Annotated in this window: 15 protein-coding genes; 14 read left to right on the top strand and 1 reads right to left on the bottom strand. The window is 34.8% G+C overall.

What is annotated here, in order from left to right; translation table 11 throughout:
• Positions 1–162: 162 nt before the first annotated feature.
• From BOQ64_RS03480 to BOQ64_RS03440, 9 genes are all read left to right on the top strand, one after another.
• Complete coding sequence (locus BOQ64_RS03480; RefSeq protein WP_129055991.1) at positions 163–2,895, top strand: SusC/RagA family TonB-linked outer membrane protein; 2,733 nt, start codon at positions 163–165, stop codon at positions 2,893–2,895.
• Positions 2,896–2,906: 11 nt separating this feature from the next.
• Positions 2,907–4,520: a RagB/SusD family nutrient uptake outer membrane protein gene (locus BOQ64_RS03475; RefSeq protein ID WP_129055993.1), complete on the top strand. Its 1,614-nt coding sequence runs from the start codon at positions 2,907–2,909 to the stop codon at positions 4,518–4,520.
• Between the two features lie 14 nt (positions 4,521–4,534).
• The gene (locus tag BOQ64_RS03470; RefSeq protein WP_164975742.1) at positions 4,535–5,611 is read left to right on the top strand and encodes a SusF/SusE family outer membrane protein; all 1,077 of its coding nucleotides are present in this window, start codon (positions 4,535–4,537) and stop codon (positions 5,609–5,611) included.
• 81 nt (positions 5,612–5,692) lie between these two features.
• Positions 5,693–7,846, top strand: coding sequence for a glycoside hydrolase family 97 protein (locus BOQ64_RS03465; protein WP_129055996.1), 2,154 nt, complete (start codon positions 5,693–5,695; stop codon positions 7,844–7,846).
• An 87-nt stretch (positions 7,847–7,933) separates the two neighbouring features.
• Entirely contained in the window at positions 7,934–8,149 is a 216-nt protein-coding gene (locus tag BOQ64_RS03460; RefSeq protein WP_129055998.1) for a hypothetical protein, read from the top strand.
• A gap of 71 nt (positions 8,150–8,220) precedes the next feature.
• Positions 8,221–9,465, top strand: a complete 1,245-nt coding sequence (locus tag BOQ64_RS03455) for a radical SAM protein (RefSeq protein WP_129056000.1) — start codon at positions 8,221–8,223, stop codon at positions 9,463–9,465.
• Positions 9,462–10,295, top strand: coding sequence for a hypothetical protein (locus tag BOQ64_RS03450; RefSeq protein WP_129056002.1), 834 nt, complete (start codon positions 9,462–9,464; stop codon positions 10,293–10,295). The genes BOQ64_RS03455 and BOQ64_RS03450 overlap by 4 nt, the downstream gene beginning before the upstream one ends.
• 5 nt (positions 10,296–10,300) lie before the next feature.
• Complete coding sequence (locus BOQ64_RS03445; RefSeq protein WP_129056003.1) at positions 10,301–11,173, top strand: hypothetical protein; 873 nt, start codon at positions 10,301–10,303, stop codon at positions 11,171–11,173.
• Positions 11,174–11,191: 18 nt separating this feature from the next.
• A complete protein-coding gene (locus BOQ64_RS03440; protein ID WP_228448120.1) occupies positions 11,192–12,340 on the top strand; it encodes a hypothetical protein in 1,149 nt (382 codons plus the stop codon).
• Positions 12,341–12,401: 61 nt separating this feature from the next.
• On the opposite strand, the gene BOQ64_RS03435 is transcribed toward BOQ64_RS03440, so the two are convergent.
• Complete coding sequence (locus tag BOQ64_RS03435; protein WP_129056005.1) at positions 12,402–13,376, bottom strand: sterol desaturase family protein; 975 nt, start codon at positions 13,374–13,376, stop codon at positions 12,402–12,404.
• Between the two features lie 607 nt (positions 13,377–13,983).
• On the opposite strand from BOQ64_RS03435, the gene BOQ64_RS03430 reads away from it, so the two are divergent.
• From BOQ64_RS03430 to BOQ64_RS03410, 5 genes are all read left to right on the top strand, one after another.
• Positions 13,984–14,976: a hypothetical protein gene (locus tag BOQ64_RS03430; RefSeq protein ID WP_129056007.1), complete on the top strand. Its 993-nt coding sequence runs from the start codon at positions 13,984–13,986 to the stop codon at positions 14,974–14,976.
• The gene (locus BOQ64_RS03425; protein ID WP_129056009.1) at positions 14,970–15,359 is read left to right on the top strand and encodes a T9SS type A sorting domain-containing protein; all 390 of its coding nucleotides are present in this window, start codon (positions 14,970–14,972) and stop codon (positions 15,357–15,359) included. Before BOQ64_RS03430 ends, BOQ64_RS03425 begins: the two co-directional genes overlap by 7 nt.
• A gap of 22 nt (positions 15,360–15,381) precedes the next feature.
• A complete protein-coding gene (locus BOQ64_RS03420; RefSeq protein ID WP_129056011.1) occupies positions 15,382–16,680 on the top strand; it encodes a hypothetical protein in 1,299 nt (432 codons plus the stop codon).
• Entirely contained in the window at positions 16,674–17,252 is a 579-nt protein-coding gene (locus tag BOQ64_RS03415) for a SpvB/TcaC N-terminal domain-containing protein (RefSeq protein ID WP_164975740.1), read from the top strand. The genes BOQ64_RS03420 and BOQ64_RS03415 overlap by 7 nt, the downstream gene beginning before the upstream one ends.
• Positions 17,253–17,494: 242 nt before the next feature.
• Positions 17,495–25,735: an RHS repeat domain-containing protein gene (locus BOQ64_RS03410; protein ID WP_129059634.1), complete on the top strand. Its 8,241-nt coding sequence runs from the start codon at positions 17,495–17,497 to the stop codon at positions 25,733–25,735.
• Positions 25,736–25,749: the final 14 nt, after the last annotated feature.

Raw genomic sequence — 25,749 nt, 5'->3', positions numbered from 1 at the left:
TGTAAAATATTGAGGCGTATAATTTTAACTAAAAACGGTTTCGTAATATACATAATTTTATCATAATTTATATTAAAATTATAATAATTCTAATTTTTTTTTAAATTGCAGCACTGGCAACAGGCCAGAACAAGACTGAAACGAAACTATAAAAATAAGATTGTGAAGAATTTTACAACGGTATTAAAAATAGCGCCTGCTTTCTTACTGGCAAGTACAGTAATGCACGCGCAGATTAAAGACACTGCCGCCAAAGAGAAAAAAATCGAGGAGGTAGTCTTGATTGGATATGGTAAACAGAAGAAAACTGATTTAACCGGATCTATTACGGCTCTGTCTGCTGCTGATTTTAATAAAGGAGCAGTAACTACTGCTGAAGGATTAATTAATGGTAGATCTTCGGGGTTAGTGATTACCCAGTCTGGGACACCAGGAAATGAGGCTACAATAAGGATCAGAGGTGGATCTTCATTGAATGCTAATAATGATCCTTTACTGGTTGTAGATGGTTTACCATTAGATGGTGTGTCTTTGTCTACCATTAATCCTAATGATATTGAATCATTTTCAATACTGAAGGATGCGGCTTCTACTGCGATTTACGGTTCCAGAGGTTCTAATGGGGTGATATTAATTACCACTAAAAAAGGGGGTAAGAAGCTTAGAGTTGCTTTAAACGCATTTACAACAGTAAATACTCTTGCTAAAAAAATTGATGTATATTCCGGTGATGAATTTAGAAATATCATCAACCAGTATGTACCGGGGAAAGCTAATTTATTAGGTACGGCCAATACAGACTGGCAGAAGGAAATCTTCAAGACATCTGTGACTACCGATATCAATGCTTCGGTTTCCGGAAGTTTATTTGGGAGAGTTCCGACTCGTTTTTCCATTGATAATATGGATAATTCAGGGCTGTTGATTACTTCCCAGTTCAGAAGAACAACTGCGAATATTGCATTAAGTCCAAGTTTCTTTGATGATCATCTGAAATTTAACATTACAGGTACTTATTCTTATACTTTTCAGAATAAAGCCAATGAAGATGCTATAAAAAATGCACTTTCCTATGATCCTACAAAACCTGTCTTTGATTCTGCTTCCCCATTTGGAGGATATACTGAGTGGACAAGATATGACATGATAGGAGGGATTAAGGTTCCTAAAGCATATGGAAACTCAAACCCTGTGAGTATGCTCAGAAATAAACATGATGTTCAGAATTTCAGAAGGTTTTTCGGAAATATTAGCATGGATTATAAGTTTCACTTCCTTCCTGACCTGAGATTGATCGTGAATGCAGGTTTAGACAGTAAAGAACTGGATGGGCATGTGGTCACTAATAAATATTCCAGAACGGGTTATTTTTCTGTAAATAACGTGTTTGATTTTTATGGAGAGGATTCTTATTCAGATGAAAGTATTCTTAATAAAAATGCTAATGTACAGTTGAATTATGCCAAAACTTTTGGAAAGTTCAATCTTGAAGCTATGGGAGGGTATGAATATCAGAATTACCACAAAGTGAGTTCTGCATCAGGAAATACATTGTTATATGCATTAGATCCAACCAATAATTTTTATAATCCGGATTCTAAACCGGATGTGAATTTACAGGCGTTCTTTGGGAGATTAAACTTGGGATATGCCAATAAATATTTACTTACTATTAATTATAGAAGAGATGGTTCTTCCCGCTTTAGTAAAAATAACAGATGGGGTAACTTTGGTGGAGTTGCTGCAGCATGGAAAATATCGGAAGAAGACTTCTTAAAAGGAAACAGTAGTATCTCTGACTTAAAATTAAGAGCAAGTGTCGGAAAAACCGGTCAGCAAGATATTGGGGTATATAGATATGATTATTTTAAAACTTATAATACTTCAACTACTTTATATTATCAATTTGGAAACCAGTTTTACGAAATTGCAAAAGCAAATGGATATAACCAGAATCTTAAATGGGAGGAAAGTTTAAAGTATAACCTAGGAGTAGATTTTGGATTTTTAAATAATAGGATAAAAGGGACATTGGATTTTTATCTGGCAGATACAAAAGACCTGTTATCAATTGTTCCTGAAGGACCTTTAGAAAATTTAAGAATTATAGGTCCTAAAAATATTGGGAAACTTCAATCAAGAGGGGTAGACCTTGGATTGGATGTAAAAGCTGTGAAAAATGAAAATTTCACCCTGAATTTTAATTATAATCTATCTTATAATAAAATCAATATCAAACAACTTGAAGTGAATGGTATTGATAAAGGTGGTGTTGGTCTTGGTGGGTTTGTTCAGACTTTTAGAGAAGGATATTCTCCATATGCATTCTGGGTGTATCAACAAGTTTATGATGCTAATGGAAAACCTGTTGAAGGAGCTTATGTAGATAGAAATGGTGACGGACAAATTACCAGTGCAGATAAATATAATTATAAAAAACCTCAGGCAGATGTTACAATGGGCTTGATGACTAATGCAACGTTTGGCAAAAACTGGGATTTTTCTATGGGATGGAGAATGAGCTTGGGGAATTATGTGTATGATCAAATTTCTGCTGACAGAGCTCACTTAGGAAATATTAACAATACAGTGGATAATACAATCAGTAACAGTCCTTTGGATTTTAATACAACTCGTTTTATTGAACCTCAAAAGATGTCTGATTACTACGTGAAGAACGGAAGCTTTTTGAAGCTGGATAATGTAACATTAGGATATACCTTCAATAAATTCATAGGAAATAATGCTAGTTTGAGGGTATACGTTGCAGCTCAGAATGTTTTTACAATAACGAAATATAAAAACATTGACCCTGAGGTGTTTAATGATGGTGTAGATAATTCAATCTATCCAAGAGCACGAATGTTTACCCTAGGTATTAATGCTAACTTCTAATCTTCTTTACAATGAAATTTAACAGAATAAAAATATTTAAACTAAGAAATTGGGCCATTGCAGGCGCTTTTCTTTTTGCAACATCATCCTGTCTGAATGATTTGGATGTAAAAGTTCAAGATGATGAATTATTTACATCAGAACAATTCTATGCAAACCCAGCTTCATACAAGCAGTTTTTAGCTAAAATCTACGCAGGTTTAGCAGTAACAGGGCAGAAAGCAGGAAATGGTGATTCAGATTTAGGAAATGAAGCAGATGGTGGTCCTAATGAAGGTTTTTCTCAGTATTTAAGAGGATATTGGCAATTACAGGAGCTAACTACGGATGAAGCTATTATTGCTTGGGGGGAAAGTGATAACCCAACAATCAAAGATCTTAATTTCAATATGTGGAACGCTGATAATGTATTTAATGAAGCATTTTTTGCAAGAATATTTTTTCAGATTGGTCTTGTAAATGAATATTTAAGAGAAACAACGGATGAAAAACTGAACTCTAGGGGAGTATCATCTGACTTAAAAGCTCAGATTAAAACTTTTAGAGCTGAAGCGAGATTCTTAAGAGCTTTATCTTTTTATCATGCTATTGATATTTATGGAAAGATGCCTTTTGCTACTGAAAATGATCCTTTAGGAACAAAACCGGTGATGCAGTCAAGAGAGTTTATGTTCAATTATGTAATTGATGAGTTAACTGCCATTGAAGGAGACCTGCCTGCTCCAAGGATGAATGAATATGGAAGAGCAGATAAAGCTGCAATATGGATGCTAAAAGCTAAATTATATCTGAATGCAAAAGTTTATACAGGAGCAGATAAAAGTACAGAAGCACTGGCAGAAGTTGAAAAGGTAATTGGTTCCAATTATAAAATAGCCCAAATCCCTTATGCTAATTTGTTTAAAGCAGATAATAACAGCAATGGAGCACAGGAAGAGATTATCTTCCCTATTAATTTTGATGGGATCAAAACAAAAACTTACGGAGGTACTACCTTTCTAATTCATGCAAACTGTACAAATGAAGTAGGAGCAACGTTAGGAATTGATTTTGGCTGGCAGGGATACAGAGTTAGACAGGAGTTTATGCAATCGGTTGGAAATACAGACCCTAGAGTAATGAAAGTTGCAGGAAATACAGATCCGGCTTCTATTTCAGATTATTTAAAATTTGATCAGGGAACCAAGCTTATTAAATTCTCTAATAAAACTTCAACAGATGGTAACGGAAGTGATTCCAACTTTGTAGATACAGATTTTCCATTGTTCAGAATGGCGGATGCTTACCTGATGTATGCAGAACTTGCTATAGTAAATGGGAAAGGAAACATTGCCACAGCTTTGAATTATGTAAATATTCTTAGAACCAGAGCTGGAGCCCCTTCGGTATTACAGTCAGCTTTAACACCTGATTTTATTTTGAATGAAAGAGGGCGTGAATTGTATTGGGAAGGATACAGACGTCAGGATTTAATCCGTTTTGGGAAATATACTTCAGGTTATACCTGGCAGTGGAAAGGCGGAAATATGAGTGGGACAGATCTTTCAAGTAATAAATTACTTTTCCCAATCCCTAATAAATATCTTAATTTGAATTCTAACCTATCTCAAAACCCTGGTTATTAATTAAAATGAAAAACATGAAGAAATTTTTTAAAATATTAATAATAGCAGTTGCCGGGATTTCTTTGGTGGTTTCCTGTGAAAAAGATGAAGACCAGGCGGTACTGAATGAAACAGCTCAAAGCAAGATCTCAGCTGATAAAACAACAATTGTTTTAGATAAAACGAAATTAGATACAGAAGCTGTAAGTTTTACGTGGTCAAAATCTACGTTTGACCTTACAGTCGTATCAAAGCCACAAATAGAACTTGGAATTAAAGGAACTAGTTTTAAAGGAAGTAAACTGGTAGATGTAGTGAGCTCACCTTCTTCTTTAACAAATAAGGAACTGAATACACTGGCAATGAGTCTGGGGGCAGTTGCCAATAAAGTGAATGAGATAGAAGTGAGGCTTAAAACAAGTGTAGGTAAGGCCGTTTTTTATTCTAACGTTCTTACTTTGGCTGTAACCCCTTACATTCTGGGACCTAATTATAATTATACAGATCTTTATCTGATAGGAGATGCTACAGCTGCAACATGGGATAATACAGCTACAAACACAAAGTTTCTATCATTACAAAAAGGAGCTACAGCAGGTGTTTATTCTTATACAGGATATTTTGCAAAAGGAGGTTTTAAAATGATTAAAACTCCTGGATCCTGGGATCCTCAATATGGAATGGGGGGAGCAACTGGTATTTTGAGTTCAAGTGGATCATCGGGAGATATTAAAGTGGATGTTGCAGGGTATTACAAACTGACAATTAATACAAATGCATTAACATATACATTTGATGCAATTGCCGATCCAACTACAACTTATACTTCCATATCAATGATAGGAACAGCTTCAGGAGACTGGAGTACAGATGTTGATCTACAGAAATCAGCTTTTGATGCTCATATTTGGGTAAAGAAAAATGTAATGCTGAATTCTGGAGAATTCAAATTCAGAGCTAATCATGATTGGTCAACAAGCTGGGGCATTGCGCAGGAATTTTACGGAGTAACAACTGTAGGAGGTGCCAATATCCCATTAAGTACAGCATTTAATTATGATGTTTACTTCAATGATATCACAGGAGAATTCTCTGTAATCCCAGTATTTTAAGTCAATAAAAATCAAATTAAAATAAAGCAAAGTGCTGCTTTACTGCAGCACTTTATTTTTTTAAGTTAATAAATAGTCATTATGAAGAAAATTACAGTTGGAGCACTCTTGCTCTCAATGATGTTTACAGGTGTGAAAGCACAATCTTTAAAATCGCCGGACGGTAAATTTGAGATGAACTTCCAGTTAAAAGATGGAGTTCCTTTCTATAATCTGAAATACAACGGTGCGGTAGTGGTTGAAGATTCAAAATTGGGATTGAGATTATTTAAAGACACAGCCATAAAATTTGCTTCTGAAATTGCCAAACCAGAAGATGCAAAATTCGACCTTAATAACGGTTTTGCAAAGGTAGATGAAAAAAGAGACTCCAAAAACGAGACATGGCAGCCGGTTTTGGGAGAGAAGAAAAATTATATCAACCACTACAATGAATTAGCAGTTACGTTAAATCAGGCTTCTACAGACAGAAGTATTGTAGTGAAATTCAGATTGTTCAATGATGGTCTTGGATTTAGGTATGAATTTCCACAACAGAAAAATCTTAATTATTTCGTAATCAGAGAAGAAGATTCTGAAATTGATTTCCCAACCGATATGAAGGCTTGGTGGATGGTTGCAGATTACGATTCTCAAGAATATCAGTATCAGGAAACAAAAGTTTCTGAAATTCCGGCAAAATGGGATAAAGCGTTTGATGCTAATGCTTCTCAGACCTTGGTGAAAAATGCAGTTCAGTCTCCGTTAATGCTTAAAAGAGAAGGTAAATCCCCTTTATATATTAATGTTGCAGAAGCTGCAGTATTAGATTATCCAGTGTCACACCTTGAGGTAGATGCTCAGAATTTTAAGTTCAAAACACACTTAACAGCAGACAGACAGGGAGCGAAAGGATATATCCAAACTCCATCAGTAACGCCTTGGAGAACAATTATTGTAGCTCCAAAAGCTGAAGAGGTAATGGACTCTAAAATGATCTTTAACCTGAACGAACCTACAAAGTACACCGATACTTCTTACATTCACCCTACAAAATATATGGGTGTTTGGTGGGAGATGATCATCGGGAAATCTCAGTGGGCTTATTCTACAGCTGAAAATGTTCATTTGGGTAAAACAGATTTTACAAAACTGACTCCAAATGGAAAACATGCAGCAAACAATACAAAAGTTAAAGAATATATCGATTTTGCTGCTGAAAACGGATTCCAGGGATTATTAATTGAAGGCTGGAATGTTGGCTGGGAAGACTGGTTCGGACATTCTAAAGAGTTTGTTTTTGATTTCATTACTCCTTACCCGGATTTTGATATCAAAATGCTGAACGATTATGCGCATTCAAAAGGAATTAAGCTAATCATGCACCACGAGACTTCAGGTTCTGCTACGAACTATGAAAGATGGGCTGATAAAGCATTCCAAACAATGAATAAATATGGGTATGATGCGGTGAAAACAGGATATGTAGGAGATATTATCCCAAGAGGAGAACATCATTATTCTCAATGGACCATCAATCATTACTATAGAATTGCTGAAAAAGCAAACGACTATAAAATCATGGTAAACTCTCACGAGTCTGTGCGTCCTACAGGAGAAAGCCGTACTTATCCGAACTATATTTCAGCAGAAGCAGCACGTGGAACAGAATATGAAGCTTTCGGTGGAAATAAGCCGGATCATCAGACTGTACTTCCTTTTACAAGATGGATGGGTGGTTCTATGGACTACACACCGGGAATTTTCCAGACGAAGTTAGACTACTATTTCCCTGGAGATACACGTTTCGTGAAAACTACGTTGGCTAAACAGCTTGCTTTATACGTCACAATGTATATGCCGCTTCAGATGGCTGCTGACCTTCCTGAGAACTATAAGAAGCATATGGATGCATTCCAGTTCATCAAAGATGTAGCTGCTGATTGGGATGATACGAAAATCTTATCTGCAGAACCGGGAGATTATGTAATCACTGCCAGAAAAGCAAAAGGTACAGAGAATTGGTTTGTTGGAGGAATTACAGATGAAAACAAACGTGAATACACAGTAGATTTCTCATTCCTTGATAAAGGACAGACATATGAAGCAACGATCTATGAAGATGGAAAAGATGCTGACTATATTGATAATCCTCAGAGTTATCATATTTATAACAAAACAATCACAAGTAAGTCAAAAATTAATTTTAAAATGGCTAGAAGTGGCGGTTTTGCAATAACAATTAAGAAAAAGTAATTATTTTGTAAAAAAAATCTTTTTTCATTTGATAAAATATCTATATTTGGGGAAATATAATAATGTATTAACCAAAACTATTTTAACATGAAAAAGAAATTAAAAATTACCAGTAATCTAGAGCAAAAGAACATCCTTAAAAAAGCGATGCAGACTTCTGAAAATGTAGATTTATATAAATCTATTTTTGGTGGAATTTCTGTTATAATATCACCTGAAAACTGTAGCGTAACAGCCAGATCAGGAGCTTCTGCTGCTTATAATAAAGCTGATCAGTTCTTATTGGCTACTCCTAAGTTATAATTACTAAATTAAAAATATATAGTTCTTCGCTGGAATAAATAGCGGAGAACTATATTTTTATCTGATAGGATATGATTACATCTTTTGTATTAAAGGTTGCAAGTAGATGCAATCTCAACTGTTCGTATTGTTACATGTATAATTTGGGTGATAAAACGTATTTGAAGCAGCCTAAATTCATGTCAATTGATACTATAAAAGCTTTCGCTGTCAAACTTAATGAATATTGCCTGGAAAATAATTTGAATAATATACAGATTGTTTTTCATGGAGGAGAACCCTTATTAATATCCAAAGAGTTTTATCGTGAATCTATCAAAATTTTCACAGAAATACTTCCCGATCATTATTTTGATTTTGTGATCCAGACCAATGGGGTTGGGTTGGATGAAGCATGGTATAAGCTCTTTAATGAATTGGGTATCAGGGTTGGGGTAAGTATTGATGGTCCTAAAGAATATCATGACAAATACCGTGTTTTTCATAACGGAAAAGGTTCTTATGATGAGGTAAAAGAAGCTATTATCTTGGGACAGGATTATGGACTTAACGGGATATTATCCGTTATTAATATTAACATTCCTCCTCAGAAACTATATGATGAAGCGAAAAACCTTAATGTAAAAGGTCTTAATATCCTTCTTCCGGATGGACATTTTGATCAGCTTCCCGATGGGATGGAGAGGGAATTGGTTAATACAAAAAATTATACTCCCTATGCAGATTGGCTCATAGAACTCTTTAAAATCTGGAAGAATGACAAAGACAGGATGACTGTAAGATTTTTTAAAACACTTATTGACCTGATTGTAGGCGAGGATGAAGGTGATCAGGTTTTAGGTAAAAATATCAATGGTGTTGCCGTATTGGAAACCAATGGGAATTTAGAAGTGGCAGACTTTATAAGAGCCTGTTATGAAGGAATAACCAGAAACAATATTAATATTCATACCCATGCTATTGGAGATGTGTTTAAAGACAGACTTTTTGATGTCTATATGAATGCCCACTCAATGGTATCGCAGAAATGCCTTAACTGTTCTCTCTATGATTTTTGTGGTGGTGGATTTTTAGGAAATCGCTATTCTAACGACAGAGGGTTTGATAATCCTACTATTTATTGTCATGATATGATTAAGCTTATTACCTACATTCAAAATGATATTATTGACGATATTCCACAAGAAGCACAAGAGGAAATGGGAGTGTCCAAAGTTTCTTATGATGATGTAGTACATGAGCTGGAGTTTGAAACTGAAGAAATTATGATTGAGTCTGAAGTTAAAGAAAAATTAATGCATTATCGTTTAGCATGAATCTGAAGAAAGGAATGTACCTGGCCGGAGATTCTGATTTCAATTGGAAAAACCAGCTTAAAATCAATAAAGGAGTAGTTGCCGAGAAAGTGGTGAATACAGGAATTGAGTATTTTGATAATGCATATTTACCCAATGATAAATGGCGTGATCTTACTGAAGCTGAATACAAACTACTTTCTTATTCCGGGAAAGGAAATAAAATGTTCAATACGTTAGGATTGGGCGAAATTCCGGCTGAATTAAAGACGCTTTTTAAAGCAATAAAATTAGAAGAGTGCAAAACTCTTTTTGATGTTCAACCTAAATTCCAGGAAGATGAGAAGCTTACATTAAAGCTTAATGAAGTCTTAAATCAATTTCTTAATCAGAAATCAGAAACTCAGAAATACAACTTTCACAGAATTACGAGATGTCTTCCGGATATGCATACCACCACTTTTCATCTCCATAATAGAGAGCATATAAAATATACAGGTTTGCATATTGATCAGAGTACAAAGTTTACTCCGAATACTGCCTATAAATCAGACAACAGGATTTCTATCAATATTAGTCAGGAATCCAGGTATCTGTATTTTGTCAATTTAACGCTGAAACAAATCTATACCGATGTTAAGAAACATTATCAGGATGTTTCTGTAACGTCAGATAATATTGTAGAACTATTTTTCTCACTTTATCCGGATTATCCGGTGATAAGAATGGAAGTAAAGCCGTATCAGTATTATATTGCTCCAACAGATAATTTTATTCATGATGGAAGTACGCTGGGAAATAAAAAGTTTGATATTACAATGGTATTTGTAGGAGAATTTAATAATTACTAATGACTATGAAACTAAAATCAGGAATCAAAATATATGGCGAGAATTTAGAAGATGTTTTAGAAATCAATTCCGGTGTAGCTCATCATTCAAAACACGAGCCCGTAGAAATTGTATTCAGAGACATTAAGTTCAAAGCACAATATGAACCCAATGCCCATTTGGCAAAAAGGGACTGGAGAAAACTGTCTGAGCAGGAACTGGAAACTATAACAGGAGATCACGTTAATAAAAAAGATTATAATTCTGTTTTTATAGGAGAAATTCCTGAAGAATTAAAAGAAATGTTTCATAAACTGAATCTTCATTCTGCGACTTCAGATAGTGATGCATTTCAGAAATTTATTGAAAATAAAGAACTGGTTCAGGAGCTGAATACTCATCTTAATGACGTTTTAGATGAAATTTCTATGGCGCCTTATAGGTTTATGAGTATTGCAACCAACTATCCCAATAGTGAAGTAGTTTCTTTAAATAAAAGAAAACTACCAGAAAATTATACTTTTAATGATATCCATTTTATAGGAGTTCATAAAGATAGTTCTAAAGATATGACGCTGCATACCTGTTATCAGTACGGGAATAGATTTACCATCAATTTAGGAGAGCAGCCCCGCTATTTTTTGTTTATCAACCTTACAATGAAACAGGCATGTAATATGCTTAAAGAAAAAGAGGAACTTAAGGATGTAGAAATAACTAATGAGAATATTACAGACTATTTTCTAAAACATTACCCAACCTATCCTGTGATTAAAATGAGGCAGAATCCTTATCAGTTTTATATTGCTCCTACAGATAACTGCTTTCATGATGGTACCACAATAGGAAATACAGCCATAGATGTTGTAATGACTTATTTGGGTAAATTTTGTATTTAATTTAAATAATATTGAAGTATGAAGCCTTTCTTATCATTATGCATTGTCTCATTTCTAACGTCCTTTTCATTTGCTCAGAATAATAAATTACCTGTTCTGAAAGCAAATGGATCTAAGGCTGTTATTTACGAAAAAGATAATGGCTTAAAAACAGACTGGAATATAGACCCTACAATTAAACCGGATGTATATACCGTGTCTAAAATAGCAACTTCCAAAAAACGGGTTATTGTAAAAACAGATATAGATTCTCTCATTGTAGATATCAAAAAAGGAGAAAAAAAAGATTTTATCATTCTTTTGAAGGGGAAAGACTCTGCATTGACGAGAATAGAATCTCTGCCACCGAAAGATTTCAGTAAAATGTCCTTTAAAGATACTCTGCAGCTTCATATGAATGAGCAGAATACCATATTTGTAAAAACAGTACTCAACAAAGTAGACTCCCTTTTACTTAATTTTGATACAGGTACAAGTGATCTTGTCCTTACACAGGAAACATTAAAGAATAAAATCAAAAGCTCATTAAAAGCAGGTCCTAATATCCTGCAGATGGGGAAAAAAGAATATCAGGGGTTTAAAATTTATCCGGCACAGCTTACCGGGCATGGCACAGACGGTAGATTTGGATGGGATTTATTTGATGGAATGATTGTAGAATTAAACCATGATAAAGGAATAATGGTTGTACATTCTCAGCTGCCAGCCAATGTGAAATCTCAATATTCTCAGGTTCCGATAAAGTATTTTAATAATGTCTTTCAGGTTCCGGTAGATATTGTACAGGGCGAAGTTAAAAACAAAGATTGGTATCTGTTTGATACAGGATATCAGAGAACTGCCATGCTGGATGGTCCTTTATTAAACGAGCAGGGTTTTCCCACCGATAAAATGAAGGTCATTAAAAAAGTAATCATGAGAGGAGCTCAGGGAAATGAAATTCCTGTGATGACTTCAAACCTTCAGACCCTGTCACTGGGAAAAACAAAACTAAAAGATATTCCTGTACAGCTCTTATCCCAAAGCAGACCTGTAACAGGAACCAGAATGAATATCTTAGGCAATGAAATTCTGAAAAGGTTCAATTTGTTTTTAGACTTTCAAAAAAATATCGTTTATCTGAAACCAAACAAATTGGTTGATGCTACTTATATTGAAAGTAAATAAGTAGTTTTAATGTATAATGATAAAAAGTCCCCAAATTGCTGATTTGGGGACTTTTTATTTTCTAATTGGTGGTGTATTCAGGCTCAGTAGTTTCTGTCTGCTCAGTCTGAGTAATTGTTGTTTTGGTTTTTACCTTTTCTTTGTATTCCTTCTGAAACTGCTTTACGGTTTTACCGGTGCCATCATGTCTCCATCCCGGAGAGTAGAAGAGGTATTTCAGACGATCAGTGAAAGAAAGTCCCGGTTGTCTCAGGTCCTTTCCGATCCTTCTCCATTCGTAAAACAGAACAGTAGCCGGATCTTTAGACTTCATTTTAGGGTAGATACCGTATTTAACAGGAACTTCAGGGTCCTCTTTTTCAAATGTTCCGAAGATTTTATCCCAGATAATCAGTCCCATTCCCATATTACGGTCAAGATATTTGATGTTACAGGCATGATGTACACGGTGATGAGAAGGAGTCACTAAAATGTATTCCAGAAAGCCCATGCTTTTGATAGATTGGGTATGTACAAAGGTTCCATAGATCTGAATAGCAGAATAAGCCACCATCACATGCAGTGGATGGAATCCGATGAATGCTAAAGGAGAGAAGAATAGATATCTGTACAGAGGCTGAAATACAGGGCTTCTGAATCCTGTGGTGATATTGAAATAATCAGAATTATGATGAGTAATGTGTACCGCCCAAAACACACGGGAATGGTGGTCTACATAATGATGAACATAATAAGCAAAATCCTGGGCCAGAAATACGGCAATCCAATACCATACCCCAACTTCCCAGTCAAAAATACGATGATAGTAAAAGAACATCATAACGAGCATAGAAAAACCCTTCATAATGATATCAAGGCTATAATTTAAAAGTGCTAAAAGCACATTGGTAGCCACATCTTTCGTTTCATAAAGCTTTTCTTTATTAAAGTGGCTGTATGCCATCTCTATGAAAATGATACCCGCGAACATAGGAATGGCCCAAGGATAAACAATATCCGGTCCATCACTTTCAAACATCTTACTAAAATCAAACATTTTTTCTGTAAATCTAAACATAAAACCGTTAAAAATTGCTTATTTTGGATTAAATATTCTCTTTATGTGATAATTTAATGAAAATTTAATAAAAAAAATAGAACGCGAATAGTGAAATATTGTTATTTTCTTTTAATAGCTCCTATGATATTTGCAAAAATCTATAAAGAAAGAATAATAAAGTTTAGAATGGTAGTTATTTGGAAATAATTGTTACTGGTTACAAAAATATAAGACTATATTATGTGAAATAGTAAATTTTGAATGTAATTAAAACTTGTTTCTCAATACGTAAATTGACTTTTTGAGGTGTTTTTATTCAAAATAAATTGTTATTATGTTAAGTCAAAATTCTCTCTTAAAGGAGAATTTTTTTATTTTCTAGCCTAACTGCTTTTTAAGCTCTCAATAATTGTTTTTTTTCTTACAAAAAAGCCTTGTTTGAAGTTGTTTTTTATTTTTTATCACAATAGTATAATTAGATCTATTTGCTTGTTTTATTGGTTTGTAAGGGTTGTTTTTTATTAAAATATTGATTTTTTTTAAATTTTTAATGCTTGTTTTATAATTTTTGTTAATTTGGTAGTACTAATAATCCTCATAGAGAATGAAAACTCAGTACCATTTAAATATGTGTAGTTGCCTTGCCTTGTGCTTAGGTGTCTTCTATGGTAATGCACAACTTATAGATCAGAAAAATAAGATCTGGGAAAAAGCAAAATCCGAATCGTTGCGAGAAACCTCAAAATGCGATTACGGTTCATTGCTCAATTTCAATTGTAATATAAGGCAACACTTTCCAAAGCCTATTACCTATAGTAAAAATGATGCCCAATCTCTAATTGTTGTACATCATTCAGATGAAGACGAAAATATCTGGTATAATAAAGATATTATTGCAGAGCTTAGCAATACCTCTTTCAAAAGTAGTGGAAGCGATAAGCTTATTGAACTAAAAAAGAAACCTAGTATTTTTTCTTATCTGGGATCTAAACAAATTTCCAGTAACCCTGAAGATCATCTAAATATAGGCCTTGAAGATAAAAATCTTTATGAGGTTATTTTTGTTCCCAGGAAGCTTTCAAAAAGTAATTTAGAAAGAGTTCATACCTATTTGTCTATTAAATATGGTATTTCGCTGGAAGGAGTAAAGTATTTCAACAGTAAAGGGGATGTCATCTGGGATCCTGAAAAACATAAAGACTTTAAAAACAGACCTACTGGTATTGGTAGAGATGATGCTAACGAACTAAATCAGAAGCAATCCAGCAACCAGGAGGATAAGACAATCAGTATTGGAAGAGAAAAGATTTCAAGGACTAATTTTGAAAATAATGCTCCGTTAGACAACTATACATTTGCGATATGGTCTGATGATAACAAAGATCTCAGTTTTGAAGAGAAAGAAAACTTAAGAGTACTAAAGAGAAATTGGGAAATCAATTTTATCGGTAATACTATTCCTAAAAAAGGATATGTCCTGCAGATCGCTAAAAAGCTGATGAATCCTGAAAATTCACGTTTAAACTACTGGATGCTTATTAAAAATGAGGATGGTAGTGTAAAAAAAATAGAAGGAAAGGCTAACGATGAATGGTAGAATATTCGGGAGTAGAATTTCCTGAAGATAAAAATTCTGCTGTTTTTACTTTTGCTACCAATAGTACCGGAGAAAAGCAACCCGACAAAAACAATATTCATGATCCAGCCTATACAAAAGGACCGGGTGATGCTACTTCAGATTTCCAATACATGCTGTATCCGAATCCTGTGAAAATGAATAATAATTTTACAGTAAAATTCCCACCTACAGAAGAATTGGAAATTACAATTTATGACGGAGGAGGAAGAACTCTTTCTACTGAAAAAATAGATTCGAAAACTACAATCTATCAAAACAGCCTCAAGGTACAAGGGGCATACCTGGTCGTACTTTCTCAAAACAAAAAACTCATTAAGGCTTTCAAAGTGGTCGTTGATTAATTAATACTATTTCCCTTAATATATGAAAACTAAATTACCCATTAGGTTGAGAAGAAAGCATCTTCTCATCTTAGTATTCTTTGCTTCAGTATTTACTTTTGCAAGTTTTACGAAAGAGGACAGACAGAAAGTGAGGGCTCTCAAACTTCAGCTTATGAAGAAATATATCTATCATCAAAATGATAGCACTACAGTATCCTCCTTATCTGATAATATAAATCATTCCACTCCTTTGCTGAACAAAATATCAGCAGCCCCTTCTCCCGCAGAAGGCTTGAGTGTTCAGAACAAAGGATTTCATGAAATAGTATCCGCACATATTGAAAAACCGGCGAATGTATTTGAATCGATAGAAAAACAAGGTATTATCGGTGAATTCTCTGATGATGAATCAGATGATGCAACAGATAATTTCTTCACCATAAACCTTCCGGAAGTTAAAAACCAAAATGTTGCAGCGTATCTGGAGTATGACCTGTTTGGGCTTGATTCTTACCAATCAGTCTCCAGATCCATCAACAAAAATGTGGCGTTCGGTGGGGATATTATTGTTCCGGGGAATAAATGGAGTGCACAAAAAGAAGAGATTAGTTTGAATTCATTACATCAGGGAAAAAATACGATTCTCTTTACTTCTTCATTGAATGGAATAAAATATCGGGTAAAGAATGTAAGAATAGTACTTGAAAAAAAACTGAACTCACAAAACGGGATTTCTACACTTCTTTCCGAAGGCCATTTATATGTAAAAGGTTCGGATAGCCATTGGAAATCCCAGGCTGTAAACATCAATGGCCAGATGGTGGAATCTTCCAGAGGAGAATTTGAAACACTTGTTAAACTTTCAGATGAGGATAAGAAAAGAGGATTTGTATCTGTTTCTTCTTCTGCTGGAACAAAACAATATCCACTTTCTCAAAGTGTTCCTTCATTTAAAATTGTGAATGAAGCAAGGTTTGTACCTTTCATTGTCAATGTATCAAAAGATTCAGAATACAATGAAAAGTATGAGGATGCTACGGTGAGTATTGAAAAGAATTCAGTAGCAGAATCCGGGCAGGTTGAAATACTGAAATTAAGAAAAAAGGATTACCCTTCTGTTGTCGGAGAGATTAAAAATCTATCTGTAAATGCTGTTGCGTATCGTATAAATACCAAATCAGGAAATTTTACCAAAAAAGTGAAACTGTCCTTTCCTTATGATGAGAAAAAGCTTGGAGTTAGATCCGCTAAAGAAATTAAAGCATTCCATTTTGATTATAATTCAAAAAAATGGATTGCAGATCCCACCTCTATAGTGAATACAGAAACCAAATGGTAACCGTAGAAACTAAAGGAGATGGTGATTATATCAATGGGATTATTTCTGTACCGGAATCTCCGCAGTTAGGGGCTTCTAATCCTACAGGAATGAGTGGATTGAAAGCAGGTGACGCTGCAGCTGCAAGAAATTTTATTTCTCCTCCAAGTGCTAATCAAAAAGGATCTGCAAATGTGTTTTATCCTATTGTTATTCCGTCAGGAAGAAAAGGAATACAGCCTAGTATTTCTGTTTCTTATGATAGTAATAAAACTAATGGTTGGATGGGAGAAGGATGGGATATAAGTGGTATTGGGGCTATTGCTATTGACACCCGTTGGGGAGTTCCAAGTTTCGACGGAGCCACAGAAACTGAGTTATATTCATTAAACGGTGAAACGCTGGTGTATGATGGTAATTATCTGCCACACAGACATAATGATATCAGTGAGACCAGTAATATATTTACGACCAGAAAACAAAAAAGAGATACACTTTTAGTGGATAATAAAAAAACATTTTTTCTTAGAAGAAATCATGATTTTCAAAAATTGAAAGATACGGATCTACTCCTAAAGACTATAGATGGGTAGTTACGAATACACATGGAGGAAGAACCTTTTACGGAGGTAATGAATCCGGAGTTGTTGAAAATACCGTCATAAAAGATGATAATGGTAATATTGTTCATTGGGGAGTTTGGAAAGAACAAGATGTTCTCAAAAATTATATTGAATATGAATATGAAAATGTAAAGATACAAGGACTTACCGCTGAAAATGAAAATCTAAACGGAGGACGCTATTTTCATATCAGTAAGATTACCTATACAAAAATGGATGGTCAGAATCTGAAATATTATACGGTTGAATTTGAAAAAGAAAACAGGATCAGCAGGCAGGATATCAGTGTTACTGCTAAAAAAGGAGTAAAGGAAGTGGAACCTTATAAGCTCTCTAAAATATATGTAAAATATGATGGGGAACTGATAAGAACATATACATTCTCTTATAAGGAAGGACAATTTTTTAAAACATTATTGAGAAGTGTAGTACACAAGGATACATCTAACGATGTTGCATATAATAGCTTGCTAACTGAACAATTTGACTTTGAATATTTTGATGATATCAAAAGTACACCCAATAGCAGTCCTGTCAATTTTGGAGGTTCTGTAGATATTAATGCTGGAGGTGGGGGAGATGCATTTCCCATTTTACCTAATTTTTTGAAACCTTCTAAGATTTCAGCTAACAATACATTTGAATGGGGGGTTAACGGAAGAGTACCAGGGGTTGGTTTAGACTTTCTTCTGCCTGGCCCTACCAGAGCGTATGGCCATGTAATGGCATCTTTTAACTTAGGTCACTCAGAAGCTGAAGCTAAGAAAGCCCAGGAATTGATGGATTTTGATGGCGATGGTATTCCGGATTTGATCTATAGGAAACCAAGTACCGGATTATTTCTGCGATCCGGAAATCTTGCCAGTGGAAACATTAGTTTTGGGCAGGAAAGACAAATCAATTATCTGAACAGTAATTTCTCCCTTACCAAAACCAAAACTCAGAATATAGGGTATGATGCAGGAGTCAATGTATTTGGAATTGGATTCAATTTCTCACAGATGTGGGCCACCAGTAAAAGTGAAACCTCATCTTTTATCCTTGATGCCAATTCTGACGGAGTGATGGATGTAGCTCAGGATGGGCAGGTGCTCTTTGGGAGAATCAACCCAACTGACGGAAAGGTTGAGATGACACAATATAGTGATAATACAGAAAATATGGTGATTGTTGCAGATACCATGATGCAGCATAACTCTCCATTGGAAGGGACATGGCAGGATATCTCCAAAAATGATGTGGTTAAAGTCTGGGTAGCTTCAAGAGATGGGTACATTAGGTTTGAAGATAATGTGCAGGTTGAAAATGTGCCTAATGCGAAAGCACTGTATTCGGTGGAAATTAAAAATCCGGCTAATCCTGATAAAAATGGAAGAATTTATTTAAAAGAATTTACAGCAGGAATGCCGTCAGAATATATATCAATTACAGGCTATAATGCTTACTATTCTCAAATACAAGCCCTGCCACCTGCGAGTACTGATCATTTAGGAATTAATGATGCTTCAAAATTATCTGTGAAATCGGGGGACAAAGTATTTATAAGGCTGCATAAAAATGACAATTACAGCTTTAAAGTGATGTCTAACCCTACAATAAGCTATGTGGGAATTCCCAAACTTATTTCTATGGGGCTTTCTCAGGACGGGTTCAGGGCTAATAATGGTGCATACAGTTATAATTTCCTTTTAAATAATCATACAAAACCTATTTCTATAGATACTCCGGGGAATGTCAGCATTACAGTTCCAAAAATCACGTTTCCAAATTCTCAGGATGATATTACCTTTAAAATTATTAAGACAACGGCAAGTTCTACTACTGGAGAGGTCATATATTCTAAGACCTATTCTAAAAGTGATATCCCATTTGATACGGTTCCTCTATACCCGGGAGTAACAAATGTGACAAGTTTATCTTTTGGTACAAATGATGTTCCGGCTACGATCAATTTTGTTGTGGAATCAGATTCTCACACAACTTTTAGAGATGTTAACTGGAACAGGATCAATGTAGATTATTATCCGACTACGGGAAATCCACAAAACTATACTGCAGTAGCAGGATATCCTTCTGATGTTATTACAGAATTTAATCCTGTAATAGACTTACAGTATTTTAATCTCCCAAGTGGTGTTAATACGTATAAAATTGGGATCAATAAAAATATTCCGTCTAATCCAGGCCTTCCTACCGGTAGTTTTTACTATATCGTTAAAAGAAATGGAAGTGTAGTCACTAAAAGAAGAATAATGGCTCCTATGAATAGCTCTGGAAGTATTGTTGAGCTAGATATGGTTAATAATCAGGTTATTTCCGGAAATTCTCCTGCTGAATTCTATACAGGAGATCTTTTTAATGGACCAATAAATGCTGGAGTTCCTTTAAATATTCAGATATACTGTAAAACTAAAGCAGATTATGATTTTTATAAAGCTTATAGTGCTTTGGTTCAGAATAGTCCATTTAATATTTACTATGGAGCTAATACATTCATAGCTTCTGTGAACCATACCTCTATAAATTCTTCAGCATTAGAAAATATAGGCCAGTTTTATCATAATTGGAGCCAGTTCCTTTATAATGAATATGCTGATGTTGTGCCTACAGGAAATACTGATGGTTTTATGCTTAATCCGGCAACTCCTTCAGACAATTATGGACGTTTGATCAATCTTGCATCTATGCAGGAAGTGAACATACCGGTAAACCTTAACTTTCCAATGTGTAATAATCTTGCTACACAGGAGGAAACAGCACAGTGTATTGCACAACAGATCAGCAACACAGGATTTTATCAAAATCCTGCTAATTTTGGACCTAAACCGGTAACGGTATTAAACCCAACTGTATATAAGCAGGTAACAGGTCCAAGAGAGAATCAGGTAACAACCTATACTGAAAAATGGATCGGAGTAGGTCCTGAACAATATGCAATGGCAGATTCATTTAAGGATAATGAAACAGCCAGTGGGTTCTTTAATCCACAGACTGCAAATCCTGACTTACCGGATAATTTGCTTCTTCAGGGTAATGTAGATACCAAAATGTTCTCTATTAATAAAAAATATTACAGTAAATCGAGAACGAATACATTAAGCGGAAGCTTATTTAATTTTGGAATTCAAAATGCAAGCTCCGTTTTGGTAGGAGATGGAAATATAGCACTACAGGACTTTATGGATATGAATGGTGATGGTTATCCGGATGTGGTGTACAAAGATGCTATGCAGATTACTAACTCTACCGGAGGACATGGAGGATTGCGTAATTCTTTTGTAAATGCTTATATATCAAACACAGACAGCTATTCTAAATCATTGTCTCCACAATATTCAGCGGCTAAATTTATTCAGACGGGGGCTTCATCAAGAAACGGTGAAGTAAGAAGTAATACCAATCAGTACTCATATAGCCCTAATGTGGCAATGAACAGTGGAATTGAAACCTCTGCTTCATGGTCTGGTCAGGCATCTGTAAACTATGACTCTAAAGATTCGGGAGAATCTTACTGGATGGATATTAATGGTGACGGATTAGCAGATAGAGTGACTGGTGGAGGTTCAAATAATATGAAATATTATCTTAATTTAGGATATGGTCTTGATAATGGTTATAGTTATAAAAATGCCGAGACCTATGCATCTGGCCCGGTTGGTGCTGTTGGATTAGGAGGAGGTTTTGATTTTGGCGGGATGAGTGGCCTTGTAGTAAGCGTAAGCTTAAGTGCATCTGCTGCATTAGGTTCATCTAAAACCACTTTTGAAGATATTAACGCTGATGGGCTGGCGGATATTTTAATTGTCGGAAGTTCTAATACGTATGTGAAATACAATCTTGGAAACAGATTTTCCGATGCTGTTGAATTGTTTAGAAATAATGGTGGATTAGACTATAATAATGAATCTAAAACCTATAGAGGTGGAGTTTCTGTGGGAGCCGGCTATTACTACACGTTCCCTATTGTATGGTGGCCATTCCCGCCAATTCCACTAATCTATCTGAAAATAGGAGGACAGGTGTCCGGAAATATGGGACTTTCTATTGCTGAAGTAGATAAATCCTTTAAAGATATGAATGGTGATGGTTTTCCTGATCTGGTTGTTTCTAAAGACGATGGATTTGTAGTAAATTATTCAACAATTGGAAGAACCAATAAGCTGAAAACAGTTACCAATTTTAAAGATAAAGCACCTTTAAGTGTTTTTGGTCTTGATTATGGCTTTACAAAACCAAATTATAACGACCCTCATGGAAGATTGGTGATGAAAGAAGTTAGAATTGTGAATCCTGATATCTTTTCTCCAACTTATTTATCTCCCACGAATAACAAGGATATCGTAAAAACATTTAAATATGAAGATGGAAGATATGATAGACGTGAGCGTGAGTTTTTCGGATTTGGAAAAGTGACCGCCTATGATATGTGGTATAGCAATAATATATACAGATCAAAAGTGGATATCTACCATAATAAAAGTTATTTTTTAAATGGAAGATTAAAAAAAGTTGAAACATATACCGGAGTAAATGATCTTAATTCTTCAACTGAATATGAGTATAACGTTTATAAATTTAAAAATAACAACACAAAAATTGATTTAGATAATCCTGTGGGAGAAACCTATGATACCGGGGGGAAAGAAGGTAGAAAAATGGCTGTAGCATTATTGGGAATTACCAGATCGAAAAATATTGAAAATGGAGCCAATATAACAGTTTCAGAAGGGCTCTCATACAATGATAAAGGATTGGTGATACAATTAATGCATTTTAGCAATGCTGCCACTTATAATGCAGTGATTGATTATCATAATTATCCAACACCAAATAATATCATAAATGCACCTAAGTCTATAAGAGTTTACGAAGCATTGTCTACTTCAAATCCGATCCGTGAAAGATCTACAAAAATAGATCCTGTTACAGGTCTGGTACTTGAAGTTTCCACAAAACTTAATGCTTCTGAAATTGCAAACACTGATTTAATTTACGATTCATTTGGAAACATAAATACAGTTACCTATCCGGAGAATGAAAATGGAGATAGATATGTATTAAATTATGAGTATGATACAGATACTTATAAATATGTAGTGAATACAAAGGATATTTTTGGATATACTTCATCGGCAGAATATGACCCAAAATTTGATGTAACAAAACAAACAACAGATATCTCCGGAAATATTATTGAATATCAATATGATGCTAAAGGACGTATAAGTCAAATATTAGCACCTAAAGAAAGAGACGCAGGGGCACCTTATACCGTTAAATACTCTTATAATACATATGGAACACCCAATCCTAATTTAGGATATGTTAGTAATTATTATTGGTGTTTGACACAGAATTATAACCCTCAAGATCCTTCTAACCCAGTAGAAATCATGACATTTTCAGATGGATGGGGGAAAGTAGTGCAGACTAAAAAAGATATAGTATTGAACGGAGAAGAAAAAATGTCTGTATCTGGCAGAACTATTTATGATGTGATTGATAGAGCTATTTCTCAGCATCATCCGATATTTGAAGATAAATATCCTCCTAATGACCCGAATCATACAAATGTGCTGCTTAATATGAGTGCTCCTTCTCCCTATTACTCGTCTGTACAGCGTGATACTAAAGACAGGGTTGCCGTGACAGTGGATGAGCTATTTCATACAGCGAATACAATGTACTCTATTGAAAATAATATGGTAAAGAGTACGCAGGTTGCCTTCCAGAACAGTAATACCCAACTTAAAACAGAAACATTTATAAATTCAGAAGGAAAGACTGCTCAGGTTAATAATTATGAGAATGGACAGGTATTGACGACGAAATTCAGATATAATACAATTGGAGAGTTGATGTCAGCTGAAGATCCAATGGGTATTAAAACACTATATTCCTATGATTTTGCAGGAAGAAAAATCAAGGTAGAACATGCAGACCGTGGTATAACCAAATATGAATATGACCCTGCAGGACATATGATAAAAACATTTACTTCCAATTTGGAAAATACAAGTCCTGGGCAGAAGTATATACATTATATATATGATATCAACAGGCTTTCTGATATACAGTTTCCAGACTTACCCGGAACTAATCCATCCAATGTTCACTATGAATATGGTGCTCCCGGTTCAGGAAATAATTCCGGAAAAGTTATTTTCCAATCTGATAATTCCGGAACAACGAAGTTTGAATATGGAAATATGGGCGAAGTGATAATGGAATATAAAACAGTTTCAGGATATGGTATTCCCAATATGGAGTTCAGAACTTTATTTGAATATGACAGTTGGAATAGAATTCAGAACCTTACCTATGCTGATGGAGAGCTGGTACAATATGAATATGATCTTGGTGGTAATCTTAAAAGAATATACAACAAGGAGGGGTATGAATATGTTAAAAAAATTAGTTATGATCAATATGAGCAGAAAACCTCTATTGAGTTAGGAAACGGGACAAAATCAGAATTTACATATACTGCAGCTGACAGAAAACTGAATACCCATCGTCTTAAAGATTATTATGGGACTGATCTTCTGAGAAATGATTATAAATATGATTATGTGGGGAATATTACAGAACTGAAAAATAGTGCCGGAATATATAATGAAATGGGAGGAAACTATATCTTCAACTATAAATATGATCAGTTGAATAGACTTGCTTCTTCTGATGGAAGTTTTACCGGAGATCCACAGACTCATTTTGGAACCACAGCTTCGGATTTCGAAATGACAATGGGGTACAATAAGGCTGGTGGAATTGAACAGAAGTATCAGAAACATAATCAGGATGGTAATGTAAATGACTTGAATTCATATGATAACAGATATTATTACGTTTCAGGTACCCATAAAGTAGAGCATATTGAGAACGCAAGTACCGGACAGTATGAAAAATTTGAATATGATTATAATGGAAATATGACTGGATATGATAAATATGGAGAGATAGATCGATTATTATGGGATGAACAGGATCGATTGAAGGCTGTTAACAAAGATAGCCAGGGAATCTTCCAGTATTATGTATATGATGGCGATGGTGAAAGAATTATTAAATGTAACCTTGAACAAGGAGCTCAATTATACCAAAACGGACAGGTCATTGATCCGGGAACAATACAGGTCAATAGTTTCAAGATATATCCCAATGCCTATCATGTGGAAAATTCAGAGAAGATGTTGACAAAACATTATTATGCAGGAGCAGAAAGAGTAGCGAGCAGAATTATGGATTTTGATTTCCCAACAATGAGGCAAGCCAATGCTTTTGATACTGGAAATAAATCTAAAGATCAGGATAATGGTGCTGACTTGAAGTTATACCTAAAAAAGGCAGGAATAGATTTTAGCCAAGTGAAAATTGAATTGGCTAAAGGTCCACAGGTACAGACCGGTGTATATTACCTGCATGGTGACCATTTAGGAACAGCAACTTTTGTGACCAACCAGAATATGAAGGCAACCCAGTTTTTCTTAAATTTACCATTTGGGGAAACCATGGCAGAGCAGATGACCGGAGTTTATAATAATCCATATAAATTTAATGCCAAGGAGTTGGATGAAGAAACAGGTTTGTATTATTATGGGGCAAGATATTATAATCCAAGGTTAAGTATTTGGTATGGAGTAGATCCGCTTGCGAAAAAAATGCCGAGTTGGTCACCATATGCATATACCTTTAACAATCCAATAAAATTTGTAGACCCAACAGGAATGATTGCAGCAGACCCTCCTACAAAAGCACAATATGCAGGACAAACCTATAAAGATAGTACAGGTAATTTTGTCGGGAATGCTGATGGTACTTGGAATGCAACAAGAAATGATGGATCTAAAGAGATACTCATTCCTGAAGTAACACTTACTGGAACAAAGAAAACAGGATTCTTAATGCGTAATTTCTTTGGTATTAGCACCCAGAAGCAGCTAAACAATTATCATGCTTCTGAGTCCACATTAAGAGCTGCTGAGTATAATTATTGGAAATCCCAAGCTATTAGTATTACTATTGGTGGAGAGTTACATGGAGTATTATTTAATGCTAATCTTAGTGCTACTTTAGCTTTTAATTTAGGAGATGGAAAGCCACAGCTCTTCGCTTCTGGTGGTGGTAAACTAGGATTTGATTATGCTGTACCTGGAGTAAGCGGAGGAGCTCAGTTAGGAGCTCATAGCGCTTATGGAACTTTTAATGGGGAAAAATACACCGATGTTTTTGGTGGAATGGAAGGAGAGTCTACCGGGTGGGCAGGATCAGTCTTTCTTGGAGGAGAAATGAACAAGAGTTCTAATGATGGTGTCGTTAATAATAAATATGGTGTCCAAAATTCATACTTTAATTTAGGCACAGGATATAATGTTGGTAAGACAACTTCAAATACCATTAATCTTGGTAAGTGGGCTAGAAAGAATATATATGTTAAACCTCAATTTGATTAAAATAATTAGTAATT

Origin of the sequence: Chryseobacterium sp. CH25, from assembly GCF_004119455.1 — a bacterium.
Taxonomy (GTDB): Bacteria; Bacteroidota; Bacteroidia; order Flavobacteriales; family Weeksellaceae; genus Chryseobacterium.
This window is presented reverse-complemented; position numbering and strand designations above follow the sequence as displayed.

Coding starts and splice junctions, on each gene's coding strand:
- BOQ64_RS03475 (WP_129055993.1), top strand. CDS start 2,907: ATGAAATTTAACAGAATAAAAATATTTAAACTAAGAAATTGGGCCATT.
- BOQ64_RS03470 (WP_164975742.1), top strand. CDS start 4,535: ATGAAGAAATTTTTTAAAATATTAATAATAGCAGTTGCCGGGATTTCT.
- BOQ64_RS03465 (WP_129055996.1), top strand. CDS start 5,693: ATGAAGAAAATTACAGTTGGAGCACTCTTGCTCTCAATGATGTTTACA.
- BOQ64_RS03460 (WP_129055998.1), top strand. CDS start 7,934: ATGAAAAAGAAATTAAAAATTACCAGTAATCTAGAGCAAAAGAACATC.
- BOQ64_RS03455 (WP_129056000.1), top strand. CDS start 8,221: ATGATTACATCTTTTGTATTAAAGGTTGCAAGTAGATGCAATCTCAAC.
- BOQ64_RS03450 (WP_129056002.1), top strand. CDS start 9,462: ATGAATCTGAAGAAAGGAATGTACCTGGCCGGAGATTCTGATTTCAAT.
- BOQ64_RS03445 (WP_129056003.1), top strand. CDS start 10,301: ATGAAACTAAAATCAGGAATCAAAATATATGGCGAGAATTTAGAAGAT.
- BOQ64_RS03440 (WP_228448120.1), top strand. CDS start 11,192: ATGAAGCCTTTCTTATCATTATGCATTGTCTCATTTCTAACGTCCTTT.
- BOQ64_RS03435 (WP_129056005.1), bottom strand. CDS start 13,376: ATGTTTGATTTTAGTAAGATGTTTGAAAGTGATGGACCGGATATTGTT.
- BOQ64_RS03430 (WP_129056007.1), top strand. CDS start 13,984: ATGAAAACTCAGTACCATTTAAATATGTGTAGTTGCCTTGCCTTGTGC.
- BOQ64_RS03425 (WP_129056009.1), top strand. CDS start 14,970: ATGGTAGAATATTCGGGAGTAGAATTTCCTGAAGATAAAAATTCTGCT.
- BOQ64_RS03420 (WP_129056011.1), top strand. CDS start 15,382: ATGAAAACTAAATTACCCATTAGGTTGAGAAGAAAGCATCTTCTCATC.
- BOQ64_RS03415 (WP_164975740.1), top strand. CDS start 16,674: ATGGTAACCGTAGAAACTAAAGGAGATGGTGATTATATCAATGGGATT.
- BOQ64_RS03410 (WP_129059634.1), top strand. CDS start 17,495: ATGGATGGTCAGAATCTGAAATATTATACGGTTGAATTTGAAAAAGAA.